The sequence below is a fragment of the Lacipirellula sp. genome (assembly GCF_965279485.1).
In the GTDB taxonomy this organism is placed as follows: domain Bacteria; phylum Planctomycetota; class Planctomycetia; order Pirellulales; family Lacipirellulaceae; genus Lacipirellula.
Map to the genome: position 1 here is coordinate 3,032,808 of NZ_CBDIIC010000002.1, position 18,860 is coordinate 3,051,667.

Genomic DNA, 18,860 nt, shown 5'->3' on the forward strand with positions numbered 1-18,860 from the left:
GAAGTAGTTGGGAGCCTATGCCCTCAAAGAAGACTATTTTTGCCTCGCTGCGTCGAAATGCCGACGAAGTATTTCCCGAGACTCAAGGAAGTGAATGCGTTCCCTGCCCGCTTTGCTTAAAGCCCATCAGTGAAAACGAGGCGACGGTCGAGCACATAATTCCCGAATCAGTCGATGGGCGGCTGAAGACGCTCACTTGCAAATCCTGTAATTCCCTCACTGGCTCTCGCATCGACAGTCATCTGCAGCGGTGGCATCACGCTCAACGATTGCATTCAGGGAGTCCGATTCCGTGCAAGGTCACAATCGGGGACAGCACCGTCACGGCCGTCTACAAGCGGACAGAAGAAACCGGAGTGAGTCTCGAAATAATCGGGAGAGCATCGAACCCTGAGCATGTTGAGAAATCAACGGATCTGCTTACCTCAGGAGTCAAAGACGAGTTCACCGTCGTGCTTGAACTTGGTTACTCGCTAGAGCGGGTTTGGCTTGCTCTCTTGAAATCAGCCTACCTCGCAGTATTTCGGCAGCAAGGCTACGAGTACGCGGTGCATCCGGCCATTGCGCCAATTAGCGAGCGAATTCTGGGCAGATCATCTGGTGGACCAAGCCTTGAAACAATCGTCGGCAAGATACGCCCTTCGCATACTGCCCCACCTTGGGACGATGAAATAATGATCATCCAAGGACGAACAGTCACGCAGAACGATTGCTTTGCAGTGATCGTTCGCACGGGAAGGGATTTCCCGAGTTGGCACTTGGTTTATTTGCCGCTAGCAAATAATCACGTCGATGCGTTGCATGAAGAACTAGAAGCCTTGAACGAAGGCAAAAGACAATTCTCATTTCGAATCGCGTTTCAAACGATTCCCGGTGAACACGACGGCTAAATTTTTCTAGCTGCACGCAGCCTTAGATCGCGGCACAGATCATTGCGGTGAAGAGGCTCGCTGCTAGCAAACGCACCGAGCGCCGCACAACATTTTCCGTCTTGCAAACCGCGCTCACGCCACACGCTGCGGCTTGCATTTGATGCTAACGACGCACCGGAACGGGCACTGGTTTGGGCCCGATGATCGCGCGGCGGAGCGCGTCGAAAAACTTTTTCAGAACTCGTTCAAAGTGCTGTTGACCGGTTCTCGGCATGGCCCTATTCTCCCCCCACACACGACGGACATACGACCGCGAGCAACAACTCAAGAGGCATGGAAGCCGCGAAAGTTTTGCCCTTTCAGGAAACTTCAAATCTTCCTACTCTTCGCCGACGGTCGTCCGACAGGAAGTCGATAGTCACCATCATACACACAAGGAACACGTGAACGGGTCGATACCAGCGGCGAGACGACGGTTTCGCTGACTTCGACCCTCGCAGCGGCGCCGCGCAGCACGGAAGCTTCGCCCCGCTTCGAATCACTCCCCGGCGTCTTCGAGCCCGACACATCTCGAAAACGTCCGCCCAGGCGCGCAAGCGTGATTGCGTCCAATCGCTCCCGGAAAGGTTTCCGCGTCCTTTGCCCCCCTGGGACGTGAGCTTTTCTGGGAGCTTTTTTATGCGCCGCTGGAAAGCGGCTAGCGAGGAAGCTGTCAGCGATCAGCTTTCAGCCAGAAGGAAAGCAGACTTGGGTTAAACCAACTCTGCCTGGGCCGTCACTGATTGAGTCACTGGGTCGGCGACTCTCAGTGGCGTAGCCCTTCCTGTTTTCTGGCTGACTGCTGATCGCTGAGAGCTGACCGCTCTTCTCCCACACTCGCCTACTCGCCGCAGGGCCTCTTCGCTACAATCCTGCCCTGCCGCAGACCATTCTACGCACGTCAAGGAAGACGGTTCGATGATGAGGGATGCCGCCGCACGGATGCGGCCGATTGATGCGACGCGCGACGCCGAGGCCCTCGCCTACGGCCGCGAAGTGATCCGCGCCGAAGCCCGCGCGCTCGAAGGGCTTGCCGAGCAACTCGACGGCAGCTTCCTCGACGCCGTCGCACTAATTCACAACTGCCGCGGCGCGGTGATCGTCACCGGCATCGGCAAGGCCGGCATGATCGGCCAGAAGCTCACCGCCACGTTCGCCTCGACTGGCGCGCGGGCTCACTTTCTGCATCCGGCCGAAGCGTTCCACGGCGACCTCGGCCGTGTTCACAACGACGACGTCGTGCTCGCCCTGTCGCAAAGTGGCGAGTCGAGCGAAGTCGTCCAGCTGCTGCCGGCGTTCAAACAATTCGGCGTGAAGATCATCGCCGTCACTGCGAATCATACGAGCAGCCTCGGCCGCGCCGCCGCGGTGGTGCTACCGCTCGGCAAACTGCAGGAAGCCTGTTCGCTCGGCCTGGCCCCCAGCACCAGCACGACGGCGATGCTCGCCCTCGGTGATGCATTGGCCTTGGCCGTCAGCCGGCAACGCGGGTTCCGCGCCGAAGATTTTGCCCGTTTCCACCCAGGCGGTTCGCTCGGGCTGAAACTGAGCGGCGTCGACGACCATATGCGGCCGATTGCCGAATGCCGGGTCGCCCGCGCGAACCAATCGATCCGCGAAGTTCTCGTCACTAGTACCCGGCCGGGTCGTCGCAGCGGCGCCATCATGCTGCTCGACGCCGACGGCCGGCTGTCGGGATTGTTTACCGACAGCGATCTCGCCCGGTTGATCGAACGGCGCAGCGACGCCGCGCTCGATCGGCCGATCAGCGAGGTGATGATCAACGCGCCGACCACCGTTTGCTCAGGCGAGCGAATGACGGCGGCCATCGAAATTTTGACCGCACGGAAGTTCAGCGAACTTCCCGTGGTCGACCAACTTGGGAGGCCCCTTGGAATGATCGACGTGACCGACGTGGTCGGGATGTTGCCCGAACGCAGCCAGCAAGGCGTGATGCAGATCGAAGGCTACGAAGAGGGAGACTGGGAAGCCCCGGTCGTCCGCCTGTTCGCCGGTGAAGAAGACGAGCAGGAATTCTGTTGGCCTTTCGCCGAGTTGCCGGAAACGGACTGAGAGAAAGTGGGGAATGCTGAATGGGGAATGGGGATTGTCATTGACGATGCTCTGCTCCTGAGTCGGCAGTTCCCCCATTCAGCATTCCCCATTCCCCATTTGCATTCATGAAGCTCGCCCAACGCTGCGCCGCCATTCGCCTGCTGCTCACCGACGTCGACGGCGTGTTGACGGACGGCGGCGTGATTCTCGACAACGCCGGAGTCGAGACGAAGTGTTTTAACATTCGCGACGGGCTGGCGATTCGGTTGTGGCAGCACGCGGGCGGAAAGTCGGGCATCGTCACCGGGCGGAGTTCGCAGATCGTCAAGTTGCGTGCCGCGGAGCTGGAATTCGACGTCGTGCGGCAAGGCGTGAAAGACAAACTGCCTGAAGTGCAGGAGATCGCCGCGTCGCTCGGAGTGAAACCCGAAGAGATTGCCTACGTTGGCGACGACCTGCCCGACGTGCCGGCAATCCGCTACGCCGGCCTCGGCATCGCCGTGGGCGACGCACCGGAAGAGGTTCGCGGCGCCGCCGATTACGTGACGAGCGTCCCCGGCGGCAAAGGCGCCGTTCGTGAAGTCGTGGAATTGATTTTGAAGAATACGGATCGTTGGGAAGCCGTGATTCAAAAATACATGGCATAAAGCCGCGACCGGTGGTCGCGGGCATTTTGTTTTATGATCACTCGCCTCACGCATGCTGCGATTGCGTTCGCCGTGACGGCGGTGCTCTACCAGGGGTATGTGCTGGCGGTGGCGCCATTCATCGAACCCGCGTGGCGCGTCGCGCAAGCGACGGCCACTCCCGCGGTCGATGAGATGATGACGCCTGCCGAGGCGCTCCACCGCTATCGCGATCTGCTGACCGCCTACTTCCCACCCGAGCACTGGTGCTTCGCGAAACCGCCGCGAGCGCTCGAAAACGGCCAAGCGCTAATTATTTTCAGCGATTACACCGAAACCCCTGACGGCAAGCTCGAAGTGCCGCAGTGCGCCGTCATCTTCTTCCCCACCGCGCACGCCAAGTCCGACAGTCCGCCGCGCGACGCCATCATCATGGAGTCGGAACTCGGCGCCAGCCTGCAGCTTGAAGCCCAGAAGGGAGACTTCGGCTTCGGCCCCATTCAGCACGGCGTCCTCAACGGCAAGGTCGACATTCGTAGCGACATGCGCGAGCCCGGGCCGGCCGACGACCTGCTGATCAACACCGACAACCTCGTCATCAACGAAGACGGCATCTACACGCGCAGCCCCGTGAACATGCGAATGGGGCCGCACAACGGCTTTGGGCGCGAGCTCGAAATTCGATTCTCTAAAGCCGAAGGGGGCAGCGGCAGCGCAGGATTGGGCGGAATCTACGGCAAGCTCGAAGAGCTCATCGTCAAACACGACGTCACGATGACGGCTCAACTCGGCCAGCAATCGCTCTTCGACAAGCCCGCCGCTCAACCTGGAGCGCCCGCCCCGCCGATTCACATCCAGAGCGCCGGGCCGTTTCGGCTTAACTTCATCGCCGAAGTGGCGAGCTTCAACGATCAGGTCCGCGTTCGCCAAACGCACCCCGACGGCAAGCTCGACCAACTGAACGCCAACGAACTACAGCTCTTCTTCACGAAGACTTCGAAGTGGAACGCCGAAGGCGATGGCGTGGCGCCTACGGAAAACTCGGGAACGCCGTCCATGGGCTTTGAGCCTGCCACGATCACGGCGATCGGCTCGCCGGTGACGCTGTCGGCCCAGTCGCATGACGCTGCCGCCGAAGGCGAGAAGCTCTCGATCGAACTCGGCCCGCGGCGGATCACGCTCGAAGGGGGTAACGAAGTTCGGCTAGCGCACCAAGGGGCCGAGATCCACGCGCCGATGGTGCGCTACACGCTCCCGGCGAAAGATTCGGGACAGAAGATTGGCTCGATTGCCGCCCGCGGCGGCGCCGGCTGGATCAAAGCGATTCTCGATCCACTGCAGCCGTACCGCGTTCTCGACGTCCATTGGACCGATGCCCTCAACACGGAGCGAAGCGACGGCCGGCTGGTGCTGATTCTCGACGGCCGCCCGCGCGTCGGCCTCGCCGGCGTCGGCACGATGTGGGCCGATCGCTTGGAACTGTTCCTCCGCGAAGTCGAAACCGGCCCGCCTACCGCGAACGGCGCCGGCGGATCCTTGGCAGGCTCGGTCGTTCCCGAGTTGATCAAAGCGTCGAACAACGTCGCGATCGAATCGTCGCAACTCACGGGCAAAGTCAATTCGCTGAAAGTTCGCATCGATCATGGCAACGCCGGCGCCGGCCCGATGTCGCCGGCGCCAGGTCAGATCGCGGCGACGCCAGTCAGCACCGGCGGCCCAACGATGCCGACGCCAGTTGCGCCGCCGGCGAGCAATCCAATCGCCCTCTTCAACCCGAGCGGCGCCGCGAACGGCAAGTCGTATGACATCCAAGGCGTGACGCTCGAACTCGACGTCGCGATGCAAGGCAAGACCGCGGCGCTCCGCGGCGTCAACGTCGACGGCAACGTGTTGTTCAAAGAAACGTCGCCCGTAGCGCCCGGCGAACAGCCGATGCAAATCGACGCCGAGCACCTTAAAGTCACCGCCGCCGACACGCCGAACGCGCAGATCGAAATCAGCGGCGGGGGCGGGCAGAACGGCATCCCGCAACAGATCGCGGAACTCACCGCCAACGGCGCCAAACTGCGCGTCCCGGCTATCGCCGTGCAGCGAGGTTCCAGCCAAGCGCAAGTCAACACGCCCGGCGAAGTCCAATTGTTGGTCGATCGCGACATGCAGGGGAATCAACTCGCGCGGCCGGAACCGCTGCTGATCACCTGGCAAGAATCGATGCTGCTCAACGGCAGCGAGCTGACCTTCCTCGGTGACGTCCGCGTGCAGCACAGCTCCGGCTGGCTGACGACGCGGCGACTCGTCGTGCGGACGGTGCAGCCGATCGACTTTGGCGGCGGCAACAACGGGCAACGGCCACAGCTCGAACAGATCGAATGCTGGGAAGGCGTGCTGGCCGAGTTCGACCAACGCGACGTGACGGGCATCACCTCACGCCAGCGGATGCAGCTGCAAGCGATGCAGGTCAACCAACTCACCGGCGAGATCCGCGGCAACGGGCCCGGGACGATCGATTCGATCCATCTCGCCAAGGGCGCCAGCGGGCTGATGGGTGGCGGCGGAGCAGGAGCACCGGCGGCGCCACGACTGATGAACGAGGAAGTGAAACTCCGCCACTTGCACATCGACTTCGTCCGCGGCGTCGGCGGCAACATGCTGGCGTCGAAGACCGTGAAGGTGATCGGCAACGTTGAAGCGGTTTATGGCCCCGTCGATTCGTGGGATCAACGCCTCTCGATGTCGCCCGGCGGCGATCCGGGCGCCGACACCGTCTGGATTACCTGCGACGAACTCGGCGTCACCGAGAGCCCGATGGCGCGAGTCGCCGCCGATGCGGGGCGACAAGTCGAACTGAACGCACTGGGCAACGTGGTGCTCGAAGGTCAGGACAAGCAAGGCAAGCTTTACAACGCCACCGGCGGCAAAGCGACGTTCGACCAATCGAAGGGATTGTTCATCCTCGAAGGCGATCAGAACCGGCCGGCGACCATCGAACAACAGGCGTACGCGGGCGCCCCCAAGTCCCCGCAATCGGCGCAGCGGATTTCGTTCAACCAGAACACGGGGATCGTCGAAGCGCAAGGCTTGCACCATGCGTCGTCGATCAACCCAGCGCCGAAGTAAGCGACGAGCCAGCTTCCTTCCGCATTCTAGCCCCGGGCTCTGCCCGGGGGTCGGCGTGAAGTAGGAGCGACGTATCATTTGCATGGTGCGCGACCCCCGGGCGGAGCCCGGGGCTAAACACGCAGCCGTTCACGTTCAAGGCGATCCACAATAAACGCCATCGCCGGCTCCAACATTCGCTCGGCGTAGCACACTTGATCGCCATCGGCAGTCGCTTCCAAGTCCGCCTCATATGGCACGCCAAGCGAGTACAGCTTCATCCGCAGCCGATCCGCACCGTCGTGGCTCAGATAGTCGGCCGTATCGCTGCAGAACCATTGATGCCGCGGCCAGTTAAGCGGATGAATATGGAGCGTCGCCGTATCTTGCCGCGCCTGCTCGGCATCGCGGTAGAGCGCGTTCAACGTCTGGTCGCCCGCTTCGAGCGCGTAGTGGTAGTCGATCGTCGGAGCAATTGCGGCGCAAATCGGAAAGACGTTGGGATGTTTGTAGCTCAGCTTCAGGGCCCCCTGCCCTCCCATGCCGACGCCGAGCAATGCAACCAGCGGCGGCCGCACGTCCCACTGCTCGCGCAGCCAGTTGAGGACAGGCTCCAGCACGAATCGCTCCGTCGATTGCTCTGCATCGAACAGCGGCCACACGCGGTCGGTCCACCAGCTGCGGCCAGTTAGCGGCGCCAAGCAGCGGAGGCCATGCTTCTCCAGCAAGCTGCTGAGTGCGTGATTCGCAGCGACGTCAATTTCATCCGCATCGTGCAGATAGAGCACCGCGTACCCGTGCAGCGACGGAACGCTTGGCTCGAACGCGCGGCAGCGATGCCCTGCGATCGAAACGTCGGACCAGAATTCTGACAAATTAGTCATGCAGCTATCGGCGGTTTCTCGCGGCTAGTCGTCGCCGAATCATCTTAACTGGTCGCCAGTCTGCGGTCGCGGGCCTACAATGGCGGGCCTTGCTTCGCCATTCGCCCTCCCACGCCACCGCACCGACGCATCTAGCCCCGGGCTCCGCCCGGGGGTCGCGCACCATTCCAATGGTGCGTCGCCCCTACTTCATGCCGACCCCCGGGCGGGCCCCGGGGTTACAAAACTTCTGCCGATGAAGCAGCCCCGCACGATCCTGCATCTCACGAGCCGCCTCAACGGTTATGGCGGAACCGCGATGCTGCGCTCGTTGGCGGCGAGCCAGTCGGCCGCCGGCGAACGGGTGGTCGTCGGGGCGCTCACCGCCGACAAGCTGCCGGCTCACGCGCTCCGCGATCAAGGCGTCGCCGTGCAGAAACTCGGCAGCCGCTGGCCGATCGACGTTATTGCGATCGGCCGGCTCGCGCGATTGCGTCGAAAGCTGGCCGCCGACGTGACGCATGCCTGGGATGTGCGCACACTGGCCCAAGCCGCGCTCTCGGGGCGACGGCGGCCCGGCAGCATCCTCATCGGCTCGCTGTTGGCAACTGGCGAGGCGACGCCGTGGGCCATTCGCGTCCTACGATCGATCGAGTCGCGCGTCACGGCGTTTACGGTGCCGGAAGAGTCGGCTCGCGAGCGGCTGACAAAACTTGGCATCGCGCCGCAACGCATTCATGTGATCGCCCCGGGCGTGCCGCGCGGCGGCGCCGGCGAGCGCCCGCACGGACGACGGATGCTGCTCAAGGAACTCGGTCTCGGCGACGAATCCAAACTGATCGCCGTCTCAGGACCGCTGCGCCGCCATCGGCAAGTTGACGAAGCGATCTGGGCCTTCGAACTCGTACGGGTGATTTACCCCACGGCTCGCCTATTAGTCGTCGGCGATGGCCCAGACCGCGCGCGACTTGAGCGATTCGCCGAACAGACCAGCGAGCCAGGCTGCGTCCGCTTCCTCGGCTACCGCGACGATTGGCGGCAGCTGTTGCCGGGAGTCGACGTCTTCTGGCAACTCAACGCTTCCGTAACGACGCCGCTTGCCTTGCTCGAAGCAGGCGCTGCTGGGGTGCCGGCCGTCGCGAGCGATGTTCCCGCCCACCGCGCGACGATTGTCAACGATCGAACGGGCGTGCTGGTGAAACTGAACGACCGCGCCGAAGCGGTGCGCCCCACAAATGACTTGATCGCGAATCCCACGCGAGCGGAGCGGATGGGGCAAGCGGCGGCGGAGCATGTTGCCGCGAAGTGGTCGCTCGACGCCACGCTCAACGCCTTCGATCGACTGTATGAGCGATTGATCCCTTAGCCCCGGGCTTCGCCCGGGGGGCGGTATGAAGTAGAGGCGACGTACCACCGGCATGGTGCGCCACCCCCGGGCAGAGCCCGGGGCTAGATCGCATCAGCCACGATCTTCCGCACCCGCGCCAAACACTGCGACGTGAGAATCTGCGGCGGCATCCACACGTCGCTCGTCACCGGTACGCCGTGACCGACCGCTCGCCGGCGATGCTCCGACGCGGTCCAAAGGCGGCGAATCTCGGCACACTCTTCGACAATCTGCCGACGGCTCGGCAGGTACTGCGGTCGTTCCAGGCGGCTCATACCCCCTCGCTACTGGTGAGTACATCAATGGGACGCGTCATCCTGAGCGACGTTAACGCTGACGGGATGAAGGGCTCAGAGTGACCGGACTACATGAAAAGTTCGCAAGAAACCGCCGGGGCCAGGCAGCTCGCAGTGGCGAAGCAGGCGGTGGGTATCCAGCAGCGGCGACCCGGCCCCAGCAGTCAGGTGGTGAGATCGTTTTAACCGGCGACCATGGAGATTGTGTGTAGGCCGAGCGAAAAATGGGCGAAGATTGCCGTGGCGGCCTGCATGGGGTCGGGAGCCTTTTGCCACTGGAAACCGTTCCCGGTTTGGAGACTCGCCAGTGGCAAAAGGCTCCGGACTCCTCCCTCGCCACTGCCCGCACATATTACGTCCGCTGCCTAAACCCTCTAGAATCATCAGCCACGGCCAATCGGCCGAGCACCACGGAGGATGCACGAGATGAAAGACGTTCTGGCGGTCGTTCTGGCGGGTGGCAAAGGATCGCGGCTCGAGCCGCTCACCCGCGATCGGGCCAAGCCCGCGGTTCCGTTCGGCGGCATCTACCGGATCATCGACTTCACGTTGTCGAATTGCCTCAACAGCGGCATTCGCAAGATCCTGGTGCTCACCCAGTACAAGGCGATGAGCCTTGCCCGCCACGTCACCAACGGCTGGCGGCACCTCCTCTGCCGCGAGCTCGGCGAATTCATCGACGTCGTCCCGCCGCAACAGCGGATCGACGAGCAGTGGTACCAGGGCACCGCCGACGCGGTCTACCAGAACATCTACACGCTCGAACAAGAGCGGCCGAAGTACGTGGTGATCCTTGCTGGCGACCACATCTACAAGATGGACTACAGCAAGATGGTCGCCTACCACATCGAAAACGGCGCCGACCTCACGATCGGCGCCCTCCGCGTGACGCCGAAGGAAGCCCGCGAGTTCGGCGTGATGGAAATCGACGCGAGTCGGCGGATTATCGGGTTCGAAGAGAAAGTGCCGAACCCCAAGACGATTCCCGGCGACCCCGACCACTGCTTGGCGTCGATGGGCATCTACGTCTTCAACGCGCCGTTCCTGTTCGACCAACTCTGCCAGGATGCGACGCTGCCGGAAAGCGCCCACGATTTCGGCCGGAACATCATTCCGTCGATCATCAACACCCACAAAGTGATGGCGTTCCCGTTCCAAGACGAGAACAGCAAGCAAGACGCCTACTGGAAGGACGTGGGGACGCTCGACGCCTACTACGAGGCGAACATCGAGCTGACGGCAGTCGATCCGCTGCTCAACATGTACGACTACCACTGGCCGGTGCGGACCGACCAGCCGAACCTGCCGCCGCCCAAGTTCGTGTTCGACGAGAACTCAGGCCGGCGCGGCGAAGCCCACGACAGCATCGTCGCCGCGGGAACGATCATCGCCGGCGGGCATGTCACCCGCTCGATCATCGGCCCAAAGAGCCGCGTCGAAGAGCGGGCCGAGGTGACTGAGTCGATTCTGTTCTCGGGCGTCCACATCGGCAAAGGGGCGATCATCCGTCGCGCGATCATCGACAAGAACGTCTTCATCCCGGATGGCGCGCAGGTCGGCGTCGATCTGGAAGCCGATCGCCGCCGCGGGTTCGAGGTGACCGAGAAGGGCATCGTCGTGATTCCGACGATCGACGGGTCGGAGGCGCTGTTCTCACGGTAGGACGCCGCTCACGGAGACTCCATGCAGGTTGCCAGATTTTGGGCCACCGAGAAGGCCGTCGGCTTGAATTCCCACGGCGTCGAAGTGGAAACGTCGGCCTGGGGTTGGTCGTCGGACAGCCTCGAGGAAGCTCAAGCCCGCGCGAAAGCGACCGCGGCGAGCGTGGTGCATTGGATTGTCAGCGACGACGACAATACACCGCCGCGTCAACACGAGTATCAGTACCTTCTCGATCGGCCGCCTCGTGAGCAGCTGATTGAAGAGTTTCGCGACGAAGCGGGCGAAACCGTCGCGCTAATCAGCCGCAACAAGTACGGTAGTCTCGTGCTGAATTGCCGCGATCTGATGTTCGTCGACGTCGACTTCCCCAGCCCCTCCTTCTGGCGGGTCTTGTGGTGTAAGTTTCGCGGCCAACCCGCTCTCCCCACGCCTGAAGAAACGGCGGCAAGAGAGCGAGTCCAGCTATGGCGTTTGGCCAATCGCCAGTATTCAACCCGCCTCTACGAAACTGCCGCCGGGCTGAGGCTAGTCATTGTCGACCGCATGCTGAGCGCTGAGTCCGAAGAGTCTCGCAAGATTCTTCGAGAACTTGGCAGCGATCCGCTCTATCAAATGCTTTGCCAAACACAGAGCTGCTTTCGTGCGAGACTCAGCCCGAAACCCTGGCGAATAGGAGTGGCGGCGCCGCCAAAACGCTTTCCGTTCTTTGCTGACGGGGATGAAGATGGCTTTCGCCAGTGGATTGAGGCGTACGAGCAGGCTTCAGCGACTGCAGCCTCATGCAAGCTAATCGACGTCTCTGGCCCGCCACGGGTCGATCCGGCGCTGGCGTCGCTGCTTGAACTTCACGACACCATGACCAAAGCGAATTTCAACTTGCCGCTTGCGTAACGCTTCAAGCGATCAGATCGCCCGAGCTTTCCCCTGCCATTGCAAGCATAACGCCTATTCCGAAGTTGCTGCCCCGCCGCGATGCCGAATCGCTTTATTCTCCGCCGAATAGATGAGATACTAGAAGCGGCGGCCTGATCGCCGGTTGCAAATCTTGCAACGCCAGTCATCACTATGAACGTCGGCCGCGCGTATTTTTCGCAACCGCCGATGTTCGCTCATCGCGGAGAAGTAAACCATGACCGCCGGACGTAGCGGGTTGTTGCTCGCAGGCTTGATCGCCGTCGCCATCGTCTTTGGATATCGAGCCAACGTCTACCAGCAGCCGACGCCGAAGCCGATGAAATCGATCGTCTTGGTTACCGGCGGCTCCGGTCCGTTCTGGCAGCTTGTCGAGCAAGGCGCCAAGAAAGCGTCGAAAGACCTCGACGTCGACGTCATCTTCAAAGCGCCTGAAGATGAAGAGAACGCCGAAGAACAGACCGATATTCTCTCGCAACTCAATCTTGAAGACGTCGACGGCGTGGCAGTCAGCCCCCTCGATCCCGAAACTCAATCGCCGCTCATCAACCGCATGTGCGAGCATGCGCTGGTGATCACGTACGATTCCGACGCACCGCTCAGCGCTCGCGACACCTACGTCGGCGCCAGCAATTTGGCCGCGGGAAAATTAGTCGCCCAACTCGTCCGCGAGGCGGCGCCCTCGGGCGGAGAAGTCGCCTGCGTCGCGGTCAACTTTACCAAGGACAACATGAAGGAGCGTCGCGAAGGTTTCGAGAGCGGACTCGCCAAGCCGACTAACGATGGGGACTCGGAAGAGTCGGAAGAAAAGCAACCGACGTACGAAATCGTCGAGTTCCTCACCGACGACAGCGACAACGACCGTTGCCGCGAACTAGCGGCGAAGCTCCTCGACGACCATCCGAATCTCGTTTGCTTCGTCGGCATGAACGCGCAACACGCCGGGATCTTGCTCGACGTACTCAAAGAGAAAAATCTGCTCGATCAGGTGAAAGTCGTTGGCTTCGACGAAGCAAGCGACACGCTCGACGGCATCCGCGGCGGCGAAGTCTATGCGACCGTCGTTCAAGATCCGTTCCGCTACGGCTACGAATCGATCCGCCGCATCGCCACGATCTGCCGCGGCGAAGAGGGACTACGGCCCCTCTCAGGCACGCACAGCACCTACAACATCGGCGTCCAAGCGGTGCGGAAGGACAATGTCGACGCCTTCCAGAAGCAGCTCGATGAGCGGCTAAAGAACGGGAAGGACAAGGAAGCGAAAGAGGCCGGCGGCTAGATCGCTGCTCTCAATATGTGCGACGCGATTTGTTGCCCCGGGCTTCGCCCGCGGGTCGGCATCCATTCCGATAGACATCGTTGCGTTCGGTCACGACGGCGTCTCGTCACGAGCCCCATGCAAGACACGCAAAATGATCACGCCTGCTTCGTCCGGGCAATAGTAAACGATGTAGTTGCCTTCGACGATCCGACGATAAGAACCATCTGCGAGCAGCGGCTGCCGCTCGCCACTCTCAGGGTAGTCAGCCAGCAGCAGAAATCTCGCGTAGAGTTTGTCGATCAATTGATCGGCCGCCAAAACATTCCGCTGGGCGATATAGCCCCAGATTGAATCAAGATCGGCTGCCGCCTCTGAGGTGCGGAGCACGCGCCCCATCACTTTGATTCCAAGCGAAGGCGACCGCGTTGCTTCAGATCTTCAACATCTAACTCTGCGACGTCTCCGCGCTGCACTTGGGCAATGGCTTCGGAAAGTTGCGCGTACTCCTGCTGGCGGCTATCGAGCAATTCTAGCGCCGCTTGAAGTACCTCGCTCGGATTGCGAAAGGCGCCGGTCGCGACCTGCGTATTAACGAAATCTTGCTGGCTGGGCGTGAGTTGAATCACGAGAATTTCCCGCGAGTAGACGCGATTGGCATTGGCTAGAACGCTACCCAATTCTACTTCCTACGGCGGGACAAGTCACGCTTTCGTGGCTACAGCGACTGCCGCCGACTACTTCTTCTCCGCCCCCGGCTTCGCCGCCGTACTGGTCGAGGCGTCGAGCAACACCAGCGTGTCGATGATCGCCCGATCGGCGTCCGCGAACCGTTCTTCCGCCGACTGCTCCACCGTGACGGCGACCGTCGTCGGTCGCTTGCCAGCATCGGCGATGAAGTAATACCGCCACTGCATCGGCACCTCGTCGACCGTACCGACGGCGACAATCCCGAGGCACTGATGCCCCGAGGCGTTTGCCCACTCGGTAGCGGCCTTCACCTCGCCGAGCTTGTCGCCTAGCGACTTCACGACGTTCTCTTCAAAATGCTGCAGCGTCATTGGCTTGTCGGCCGGACGCACCGGCAGCGTCGTAATGTTGCAGTGGCCAAGTAATTCGCCCGCGACCATCAACCGCAGCGAGAGCGCTTCGCGCTGCTCGGCGGTGAGGAACCACGCCTTATCGTGCATGAACCGGTAGCCTCGGTCGGCCGACTCGAGTCGCAGACGACGAAGGTCCGCCGGAGCCTTCGCTTTGGCGGCGTCGATCTGGGCCGTGTCGAAGGCGTCCGCTTGATTGGTCTTCGAGAGGGGCGTCATCACCAGCGACAGCTTGGCGACGACGTCGAGGCCTGGCGACACTTCGCCCGCCTTACGGACTTCCTTGATCGCCATGTTGAACTTGGTAATCCGGCGCTCGTCGAGATGGAACAAGTACGCGCCGCGGAGGTCCATCTCGCTGGCGGCCCCGTCGACAGTGCCGTGGATGACGCCGGCGAGGCGGATTTGCACCTGACGGTTCTCCATGCCGGTGACGACGCTGCGGACCTCGCAGACGGCGACGTTGTCCATCCCGACCAAGCCGCCGATGGTTTGCGCGTCGTGGTCCCAGCCTTCCGATTCCTTCAGCGCTCGCCCGGGCAGCAGCCGTTCGATAAGCAACGAATTGCCGATGACGTTGACGAGATCGAACTCGTGGCGGGTCAGCGTTTGTTCCAATCCGTTGAGGGCGGACGATCCGTCGGCGGCGACGTCGACGACGATCACGCGATCATCCTTCGCCAGCTGGCGGTCGGCGCCCAATTCGTCGGTCTTCAGCGTCGCCTTCGCTGTGAAGTAGTTCCGCAGCGAGCGAGCCGGCTTCTCGGCGTAAGACGACCAATTAATCAGCCGCTCGTCGTAGCTCATGTCCGCGACGACGCTAGTGGCTAGTTTGGCTTCATTCCCTTCGGCGTCCTTCGCGAACAGGTCGCCGCCGACTTCCATCTTGGCGTCGACGTGGATCACGTCGCCCGCCTTCACGCCAGTTGATAGGTCGTAGGCCTCGCCGGGCGCGGCCCAGCATTGCAAAACTGGCAAAGTTGCGGCGAATAAAGAAACGACGGCAACGAGGATACGCGACATTTTTTGAATCCCGGCTCTTGATTGGACGCCAGACAGTGCGAATCGATGGCGACCAAGAGGCCGCGAAGTCCGGCGAGCGCGGTCGGATCATAGCGGTCGGCGACCAATCGCCCAAGATCGGCTGGAAATTCGCCGCGATTAGGCTGCTGCGTTGGACAAAGATCGCCGGGCCCTCCGCGGTAGGGGCCGATTTCGTCGACACCGCCCATCACGGGAAACCGAGGGTTTTTGCGGAATTCCGCCCATTATTCCCGCCGGACCGGACATCGTAAGTTATCTTTCAGTAGTCACTTACGACAAACTTTTCACTCTGGGCGAAATCTATCGCCCTGGAAATCGCGAACTTTCTATCGACCCAAATCGGTCTTTCTTCGTACAACCAGTAGCCCTTGAAGTCGCTAGCAGCCATCGGAATAGGGTCAAGCTAGCGACCTCAAGCGGTGCGATGCGCCACCTCGGGCGAGCCGCTGGCAACTATTCGCCAATTCGCTCTTCCCGCCGCAAACAAGTGGGCACGATTTTCGTACAGGAGACATCAGAGCTAATAGATGCCGTTACTGCCGTGGGCGAAGGAATCGCAAGGAACACCACGTGCCCGCTGTTTGAGGACTGTCAGAGAAGAAGGTGTACCATGCATATCGACTACAAAAGCCCGCTCGTTCGTGAGATCCGTGATCGCCAGCGGCAAGCGGCGACGCGTGAGCAACTCCTTCAACGCATTGAGGCCGCCGAACGCCTGATGGCGACTGTCGACCTCGGCCAAACCTATCAACCGACCCAGGTGTTCGAGCACTTTGCCGGCGTCGAGGAAACTCCCGCCGAAGCGAGCCGCAAAATCGCCGGCCGCGACTTGGTGCACGACCTCCGTCTGCTGGTCGAAGACCTCTCCGATGTCGCCGAATTGCCGGCCGACGGCATGGGCGAGCAAGTCTTCACCGTCGAAGAACTGGCCCGCCAGTTCAATGTCTCGACGAAGACGATCTCGCGGTGGCGTGAACTTGGCCTCGTGAGCCGTCGGCTGGTGTTCGATGGCCGCAAGCGCGTCGGCTTCCTCCGTTCGAGCGTCGACCGCTTCGTGCGGAACAACGCCGAACGCGTCGAACGCGGCGCTAAGTTCAGCCAACTGACCGACGAGCAACGGCACGAATTTATCGATCAAGCCCGCGAGATGGCTTCGAACGGCATCGGCCAGGCGGAAATCGCCCGGCGGCTCGCCGAGCGGAGCGGTCGCAGCGTCGAGACGATTCGTACCGCGATCCGCCAACACGACGCGGAAAACCCCGAACTGGCGGTGTTCCCCGTCCTGGGCGGCCCGCTCACCGAACCGCAAAAGCAAAACGTTTACGAGGCCTACAGCCGCGGAGCGTCCGTTGATAAGCTTTGCAGCGACTACAACCGGACGAAGACGACGATCTATCGGGTGATCAACGAGGTTCGCGCTCAGCGGATCGTTGAGTTGCCGCTCGATTTCATCGACAACGCCCGGTTCGCTCGCAAAGGCGCCGACAACGCGATCCTTGGCCCGATGCCTCAAACCGACGAACCCTCGCGGAAGCCGCGTCGTCCGACCGGGCTGCCCCCTTACCTGGCCAGCCTGTACGAGATGCCGTTGCTCACCCGCGAGCAAGAACAACACCTGTTCCGGAAGTACAACTATCTCAAGTTCAAGGCGGCCCGCCTTCGGAAGGAGCTCGACGTCGAGCAGCCGAAGGCCCCGCTGATGGACGAGATTGAAGACCTGAACGAACAGGCCGTAGGACTGAAGAACCAAATCGCGAAGGCAAATCTCCGGTTGGTCGTGTCGATCGCCAAGCGGCACGTCACGCCCGACCAGAACTTCTTCGAACTCGTCAGCGACGGCAACGTCTCGCTGCTGCGGGCGATCGAGAAGTTCGACTATTCGCGCGGCAACAAGTTCAGCACGTACGCCAGCTGGGCGATCATGAAGAACTTTGCCCGCACGATTCCGGGAGAATACCGCCAACGCGACCGGTTCCGCACGAGCTACGACGAGCTGTTTGCCGCCACTCAAGAGGAACGCGGCAACCCAATGGTCGACGAGCGGGCGCAATCGGACCGCCTGGAGAAGATCCAGCGGATCCTGCAGAAGCTCGACGAACGGGAGCAGCAGATCATCATCGGCCGGTTCGGCCTCGATCACAACCGCGAGCCGCTGACCTTGAAAGAGGTCGGCGCCGAGATGGGTGTGACCAAGGAACGGATCCGGCAGATCGAAGCCCGTGCCTTGACGAAGCTGCGTCTGGCCGCCCAGGAAGAAAAGATCTCGATCGACCTGTAAGCTCGACGCCCACAAAGCCGCGACCGCCGGTCGCGGTCGAACAACCCGATGCCCCCCAGGCCGTCGCGGAGTCGCAAGACCTCGCGGCGGCCTTTTTGTTCTGCCTCGCGTCAACTTCCGATGCGATCGCCGCTTAAACTGTAGCGTCGCCGCTTCACCCTTCATCCGCATACCGCATCAGCACATCCGCCACCTCGTCCCGCCGCCGCAGGAACGCGTCCATGACTCGCGGATCGAACTGAGTTCCCCGCTTCTCGGCCATCGTGTCGAAGCACTCATCGACAGGGAACGAATCCTTGTAGCAACGCTTTGAACTGAGAGCATCGAACACGTCGGCCACCGCAGTAATGCGGCCCTCGAGCGGAATCGCTTCACCCGCAAGGCCAACGGGATAGCCGCTGCCGTCCCAATGTTCGTGATGGCTCATCGCGATGCGGTGGGCCAGCACCAGCAGCGGCGTCGCCCCGCCGTTGGATAGACCCTGCGGCTTTTCGCCAATCTCCAGTTGCGGTTCGTCGCCCGAGTATGGCTGCAAAATCCGATCGCCGAACGCACAGTGGCGCTTCATCAACTCGAACTCTTCGTCCGTCAGCCGTCCCGGCTTCAGCAAGATCGAATCTGGGATGCCAATCTTGCCAACGTCGTGCAGCTGAGCGGCTCGTTCGAGCAAGTCAGCGTCGTCGCCAACGATGCCGAGTTCCTCGCCGATGATCCGCGCGTAGCGTCCGACGCGAACGACGTGCAGACCGGTATCGTTGTCGCGATACTCGGCCGCCCGAGCGAGCACGAGGCCAATCTCACGATAGGCCTGCTCCAGCAACCGCGTCCGCTCGCGCACAGCGGCTTCGAGGCTGTGGTTGTACTGCACGAGCTGATCCTGGTAAGCCTTCGCCGCCAGCACGTTCACCACGCGCGGCGCGAGCTCGGCTGGATCAACCGGTTTGTTGAGGAAGTCGGTCGCGCCGCGTTTGAGCGCTTCGCACCGGACTTTGTGATCGGTCACCGCCGTGAGAATGATCGCCGGGATGTGAGCCGTCGCCGGATCGTGCCGCATCTCATCGAGGACGTCGAGTCCCGTCACGAACGGCATCATCAGATCGAGCAGCACGCAGTCCGGCTTTTCGTCGCGGATCAGCGTCATCGCCTTCCGCCCGTCGGTAGTCGTGACGAACTGCGAGAATCCTTCGAGTTCCAAGAGCCGCCGCACGATCTTCACGTTCGTCGGCTCGTCATCGACGACCATCAGCTTGCACTCTCTGACAAGCGTGGCGTCGGCGACGGCGCTGGGCGGCTGGCGCAAGGCGACAGTCGGCGCGAGTCGTTCGGCGATGGCGGTCAGCTGGCTCATGTCAGTGTCAGCGATCTGGTCGAT

At 61.8% G+C, this 18,860-nt stretch carries 15 protein-coding genes; 9 read left to right on the forward strand and 6 right to left on the reverse strand.

All coding sequences use genetic code 11. The features are described 5' to 3' along the window. Window positions 1-17: 17 nt before the first annotated feature. The 4 genes from ACQY7R_RS19810 to ACQY7R_RS19825 all read left to right on the forward strand — a co-directional run bounded on the left by ACQY7R_RS19810 (window position 18) and on the right by ACQY7R_RS19825 (window position 6,709). Complete coding sequence (locus ACQY7R_RS19810; RefSeq protein ID WP_428307281.1) at window positions 18-890, forward strand: HNH endonuclease; 873 nt, start codon at window positions 18-20, stop codon at window positions 888-890. Window positions 891-1,829: 939 nt separating this feature from the next. After that, window positions 1,830-2,984 (forward strand): KpsF/GutQ family sugar-phosphate isomerase, encoded by a 1,155-nt coding sequence (locus ACQY7R_RS19815; protein ID WP_428307282.1) that lies wholly within the window; start codon window positions 1,830-1,832, stop codon window positions 2,982-2,984. 107 nt (window positions 2,985-3,091) lie between these two features. Next, window positions 3,092-3,613: a KdsC family phosphatase gene (locus ACQY7R_RS19820; protein ID WP_428307283.1), complete on the forward strand. Its 522-nt coding sequence runs from the start codon at window positions 3,092-3,094 to the stop codon at window positions 3,611-3,613. A gap of 33 nt (window positions 3,614-3,646) precedes the next feature. Then, window positions 3,647-6,709, forward strand: coding sequence for a hypothetical protein (locus tag ACQY7R_RS19825; protein ID WP_428307284.1), 3,063 nt, complete (start codon window positions 3,647-3,649; stop codon window positions 6,707-6,709). Between the two features lie 113 nt (window positions 6,710-6,822). Here the strand turns inward: ACQY7R_RS19825 and ACQY7R_RS19830 are convergent, their stop codons facing one another. Then, window positions 6,823-7,572, reverse strand: a complete 750-nt coding sequence (locus tag ACQY7R_RS19830; protein ID WP_428307285.1) for an alpha/beta hydrolase-fold protein — start codon at window positions 7,570-7,572, stop codon at window positions 6,823-6,825. Window positions 7,573-7,807: 235 nt separating this feature from the next. Here ACQY7R_RS19830 and ACQY7R_RS19835 point away from each other — a divergent pair, with 235 nt between their 5' ends. After that, complete coding sequence (locus tag ACQY7R_RS19835; protein WP_428307286.1) at window positions 7,808-8,917, forward strand: glycosyltransferase; 1,110 nt, start codon at window positions 7,808-7,810, stop codon at window positions 8,915-8,917. An 83-nt stretch (window positions 8,918-9,000) separates the two neighbouring features. Here ACQY7R_RS19835 and ACQY7R_RS19840 read toward each other — a convergent pair whose 3' ends face one another. Continuing rightward, window positions 9,001-9,213 (reverse strand): hypothetical protein, encoded by a 213-nt coding sequence (locus ACQY7R_RS19840; RefSeq protein ID WP_428307287.1) that lies wholly within the window; start codon window positions 9,211-9,213, stop codon window positions 9,001-9,003. A gap of 447 nt (window positions 9,214-9,660) precedes the next feature. On the opposite strand from ACQY7R_RS19840, the gene glgC reads away from it, so the two are divergent. The 3 genes from glgC to ACQY7R_RS19855 all read left to right on the forward strand — a co-directional run bounded on the left by glgC (window position 9,661) and on the right by ACQY7R_RS19855 (window position 13,087). Continuing rightward, the gene (gene glgC, locus ACQY7R_RS19845) at window positions 9,661-10,896 is read left to right on the forward strand and encodes a glucose-1-phosphate adenylyltransferase (protein ID WP_428307288.1); all 1,236 of its coding nucleotides are present in this window, start codon (window positions 9,661-9,663) and stop codon (window positions 10,894-10,896) included. Window positions 10,897-10,917: 21 nt separating this feature from the next. Next, window positions 10,918-11,787, forward strand: a complete 870-nt coding sequence (locus ACQY7R_RS19850; RefSeq protein ID WP_428307289.1) for a hypothetical protein — start codon at window positions 10,918-10,920, stop codon at window positions 11,785-11,787. 238 nt (window positions 11,788-12,025) lie between these two features. After that, window positions 12,026-13,087: a substrate-binding domain-containing protein gene (locus tag ACQY7R_RS19855; protein ID WP_428307290.1), complete on the forward strand. Its 1,062-nt coding sequence runs from the start codon at window positions 12,026-12,028 to the stop codon at window positions 13,085-13,087. A 90-nt stretch (window positions 13,088-13,177) separates the two neighbouring features. On the opposite strand, the gene ACQY7R_RS19860 is transcribed toward ACQY7R_RS19855, so the two are convergent. The 3 genes from ACQY7R_RS19860 to ACQY7R_RS19870 are packed head-to-tail and all read right to left on the reverse strand — an operon-like array spanning window position 13,178 to window position 15,189. Then, entirely contained in the window at window positions 13,178-13,465 is a 288-nt protein-coding gene (locus ACQY7R_RS19860; RefSeq protein ID WP_428307291.1) for a type II toxin-antitoxin system RelE/ParE family toxin, read from the reverse strand. Beyond that, window positions 13,465-13,746, reverse strand: a complete 282-nt coding sequence (locus ACQY7R_RS19865) for a ribbon-helix-helix domain-containing protein (RefSeq protein WP_428307292.1) — start codon at window positions 13,744-13,746, stop codon at window positions 13,465-13,467. The genes ACQY7R_RS19860 and ACQY7R_RS19865 overlap by 1 nt, the downstream gene beginning before the upstream one ends. A gap of 57 nt (window positions 13,747-13,803) precedes the next feature. Further along, the gene (locus ACQY7R_RS19870) at window positions 13,804-15,189 is read right to left on the reverse strand and encodes a hypothetical protein (RefSeq protein ID WP_428307293.1); all 1,386 of its coding nucleotides are present in this window, start codon (window positions 15,187-15,189) and stop codon (window positions 13,804-13,806) included. 631 nt (window positions 15,190-15,820) lie between these two features. Here ACQY7R_RS19870 and ACQY7R_RS19875 point away from each other — a divergent pair. Further along, on the forward strand, window positions 15,821-17,488 hold the full coding sequence (locus ACQY7R_RS19875) for a sigma-70 family RNA polymerase sigma factor (RefSeq protein ID WP_428307294.1): 1,668 nt from the start codon (window positions 15,821-15,823) through the stop codon (window positions 17,486-17,488). A gap of 154 nt (window positions 17,489-17,642) precedes the next feature. On the opposite strand, the gene ACQY7R_RS19880 is transcribed toward ACQY7R_RS19875, so the two are convergent. Beyond that, the gene (locus tag ACQY7R_RS19880) at window positions 17,643-18,836 is read right to left on the reverse strand and encodes an HD domain-containing phosphohydrolase (protein ID WP_428307295.1); all 1,194 of its coding nucleotides are present in this window, start codon (window positions 18,834-18,836) and stop codon (window positions 17,643-17,645) included. Window positions 18,837-18,860: the final 24 nt, after the last annotated feature.

What these genes read in the sequence shown, in the direction of transcription:
- ACQY7R_RS19810 (WP_428307281.1), top strand. Translation starts at nt 18, where the DNA reads ATGCCCTCAAAGAAGACTATTTTTGCCTCGCTGCGTCGAAATGCCGAC.
- ACQY7R_RS19815 (WP_428307282.1), top strand. Translation starts at nt 1,830, where the DNA reads ATGATGAGGGATGCCGCCGCACGGATGCGGCCGATTGATGCGACGCGC.
- ACQY7R_RS19820 (WP_428307283.1), top strand. Translation starts at nt 3,092, where the DNA reads ATGAAGCTCGCCCAACGCTGCGCCGCCATTCGCCTGCTGCTCACCGAC.
- ACQY7R_RS19825 (WP_428307284.1), top strand. Translation starts at nt 3,647, where the DNA reads ATGATCACTCGCCTCACGCATGCTGCGATTGCGTTCGCCGTGACGGCG.
- ACQY7R_RS19830 (WP_428307285.1), bottom strand. Translation starts at nt 7,572, where the DNA reads ATGACTAATTTGTCAGAATTCTGGTCCGACGTTTCGATCGCAGGGCAT.
- ACQY7R_RS19835 (WP_428307286.1), top strand. Translation starts at nt 7,808, where the DNA reads ATGAAGCAGCCCCGCACGATCCTGCATCTCACGAGCCGCCTCAACGGT.
- ACQY7R_RS19840 (WP_428307287.1), bottom strand. Translation starts at nt 9,213, where the DNA reads ATGAGCCGCCTGGAACGACCGCAGTACCTGCCGAGCCGTCGGCAGATT.
- glgC (WP_428307288.1), top strand. Translation starts at nt 9,661, where the DNA reads ATGAAAGACGTTCTGGCGGTCGTTCTGGCGGGTGGCAAAGGATCGCGG.
- ACQY7R_RS19850 (WP_428307289.1), top strand. Translation starts at nt 10,918, where the DNA reads ATGCAGGTTGCCAGATTTTGGGCCACCGAGAAGGCCGTCGGCTTGAAT.
- ACQY7R_RS19855 (WP_428307290.1), top strand. Translation starts at nt 12,026, where the DNA reads ATGACCGCCGGACGTAGCGGGTTGTTGCTCGCAGGCTTGATCGCCGTC.
- ACQY7R_RS19860 (WP_428307291.1), bottom strand. Translation starts at nt 13,465, where the DNA reads ATGGGGCGCGTGCTCCGCACCTCAGAGGCGGCAGCCGATCTTGATTCA.
- ACQY7R_RS19870 (WP_428307293.1), bottom strand. Translation starts at nt 15,189, where the DNA reads ATGTCGCGTATCCTCGTTGCCGTCGTTTCTTTATTCGCCGCAACTTTG.
- ACQY7R_RS19875 (WP_428307294.1), top strand. Translation starts at nt 15,821, where the DNA reads ATGCATATCGACTACAAAAGCCCGCTCGTTCGTGAGATCCGTGATCGC.
- ACQY7R_RS19880 (WP_428307295.1), bottom strand. Translation starts at nt 18,836, where the DNA reads ATGAGCCAGCTGACCGCCATCGCCGAACGACTCGCGCCGACTGTCGCC.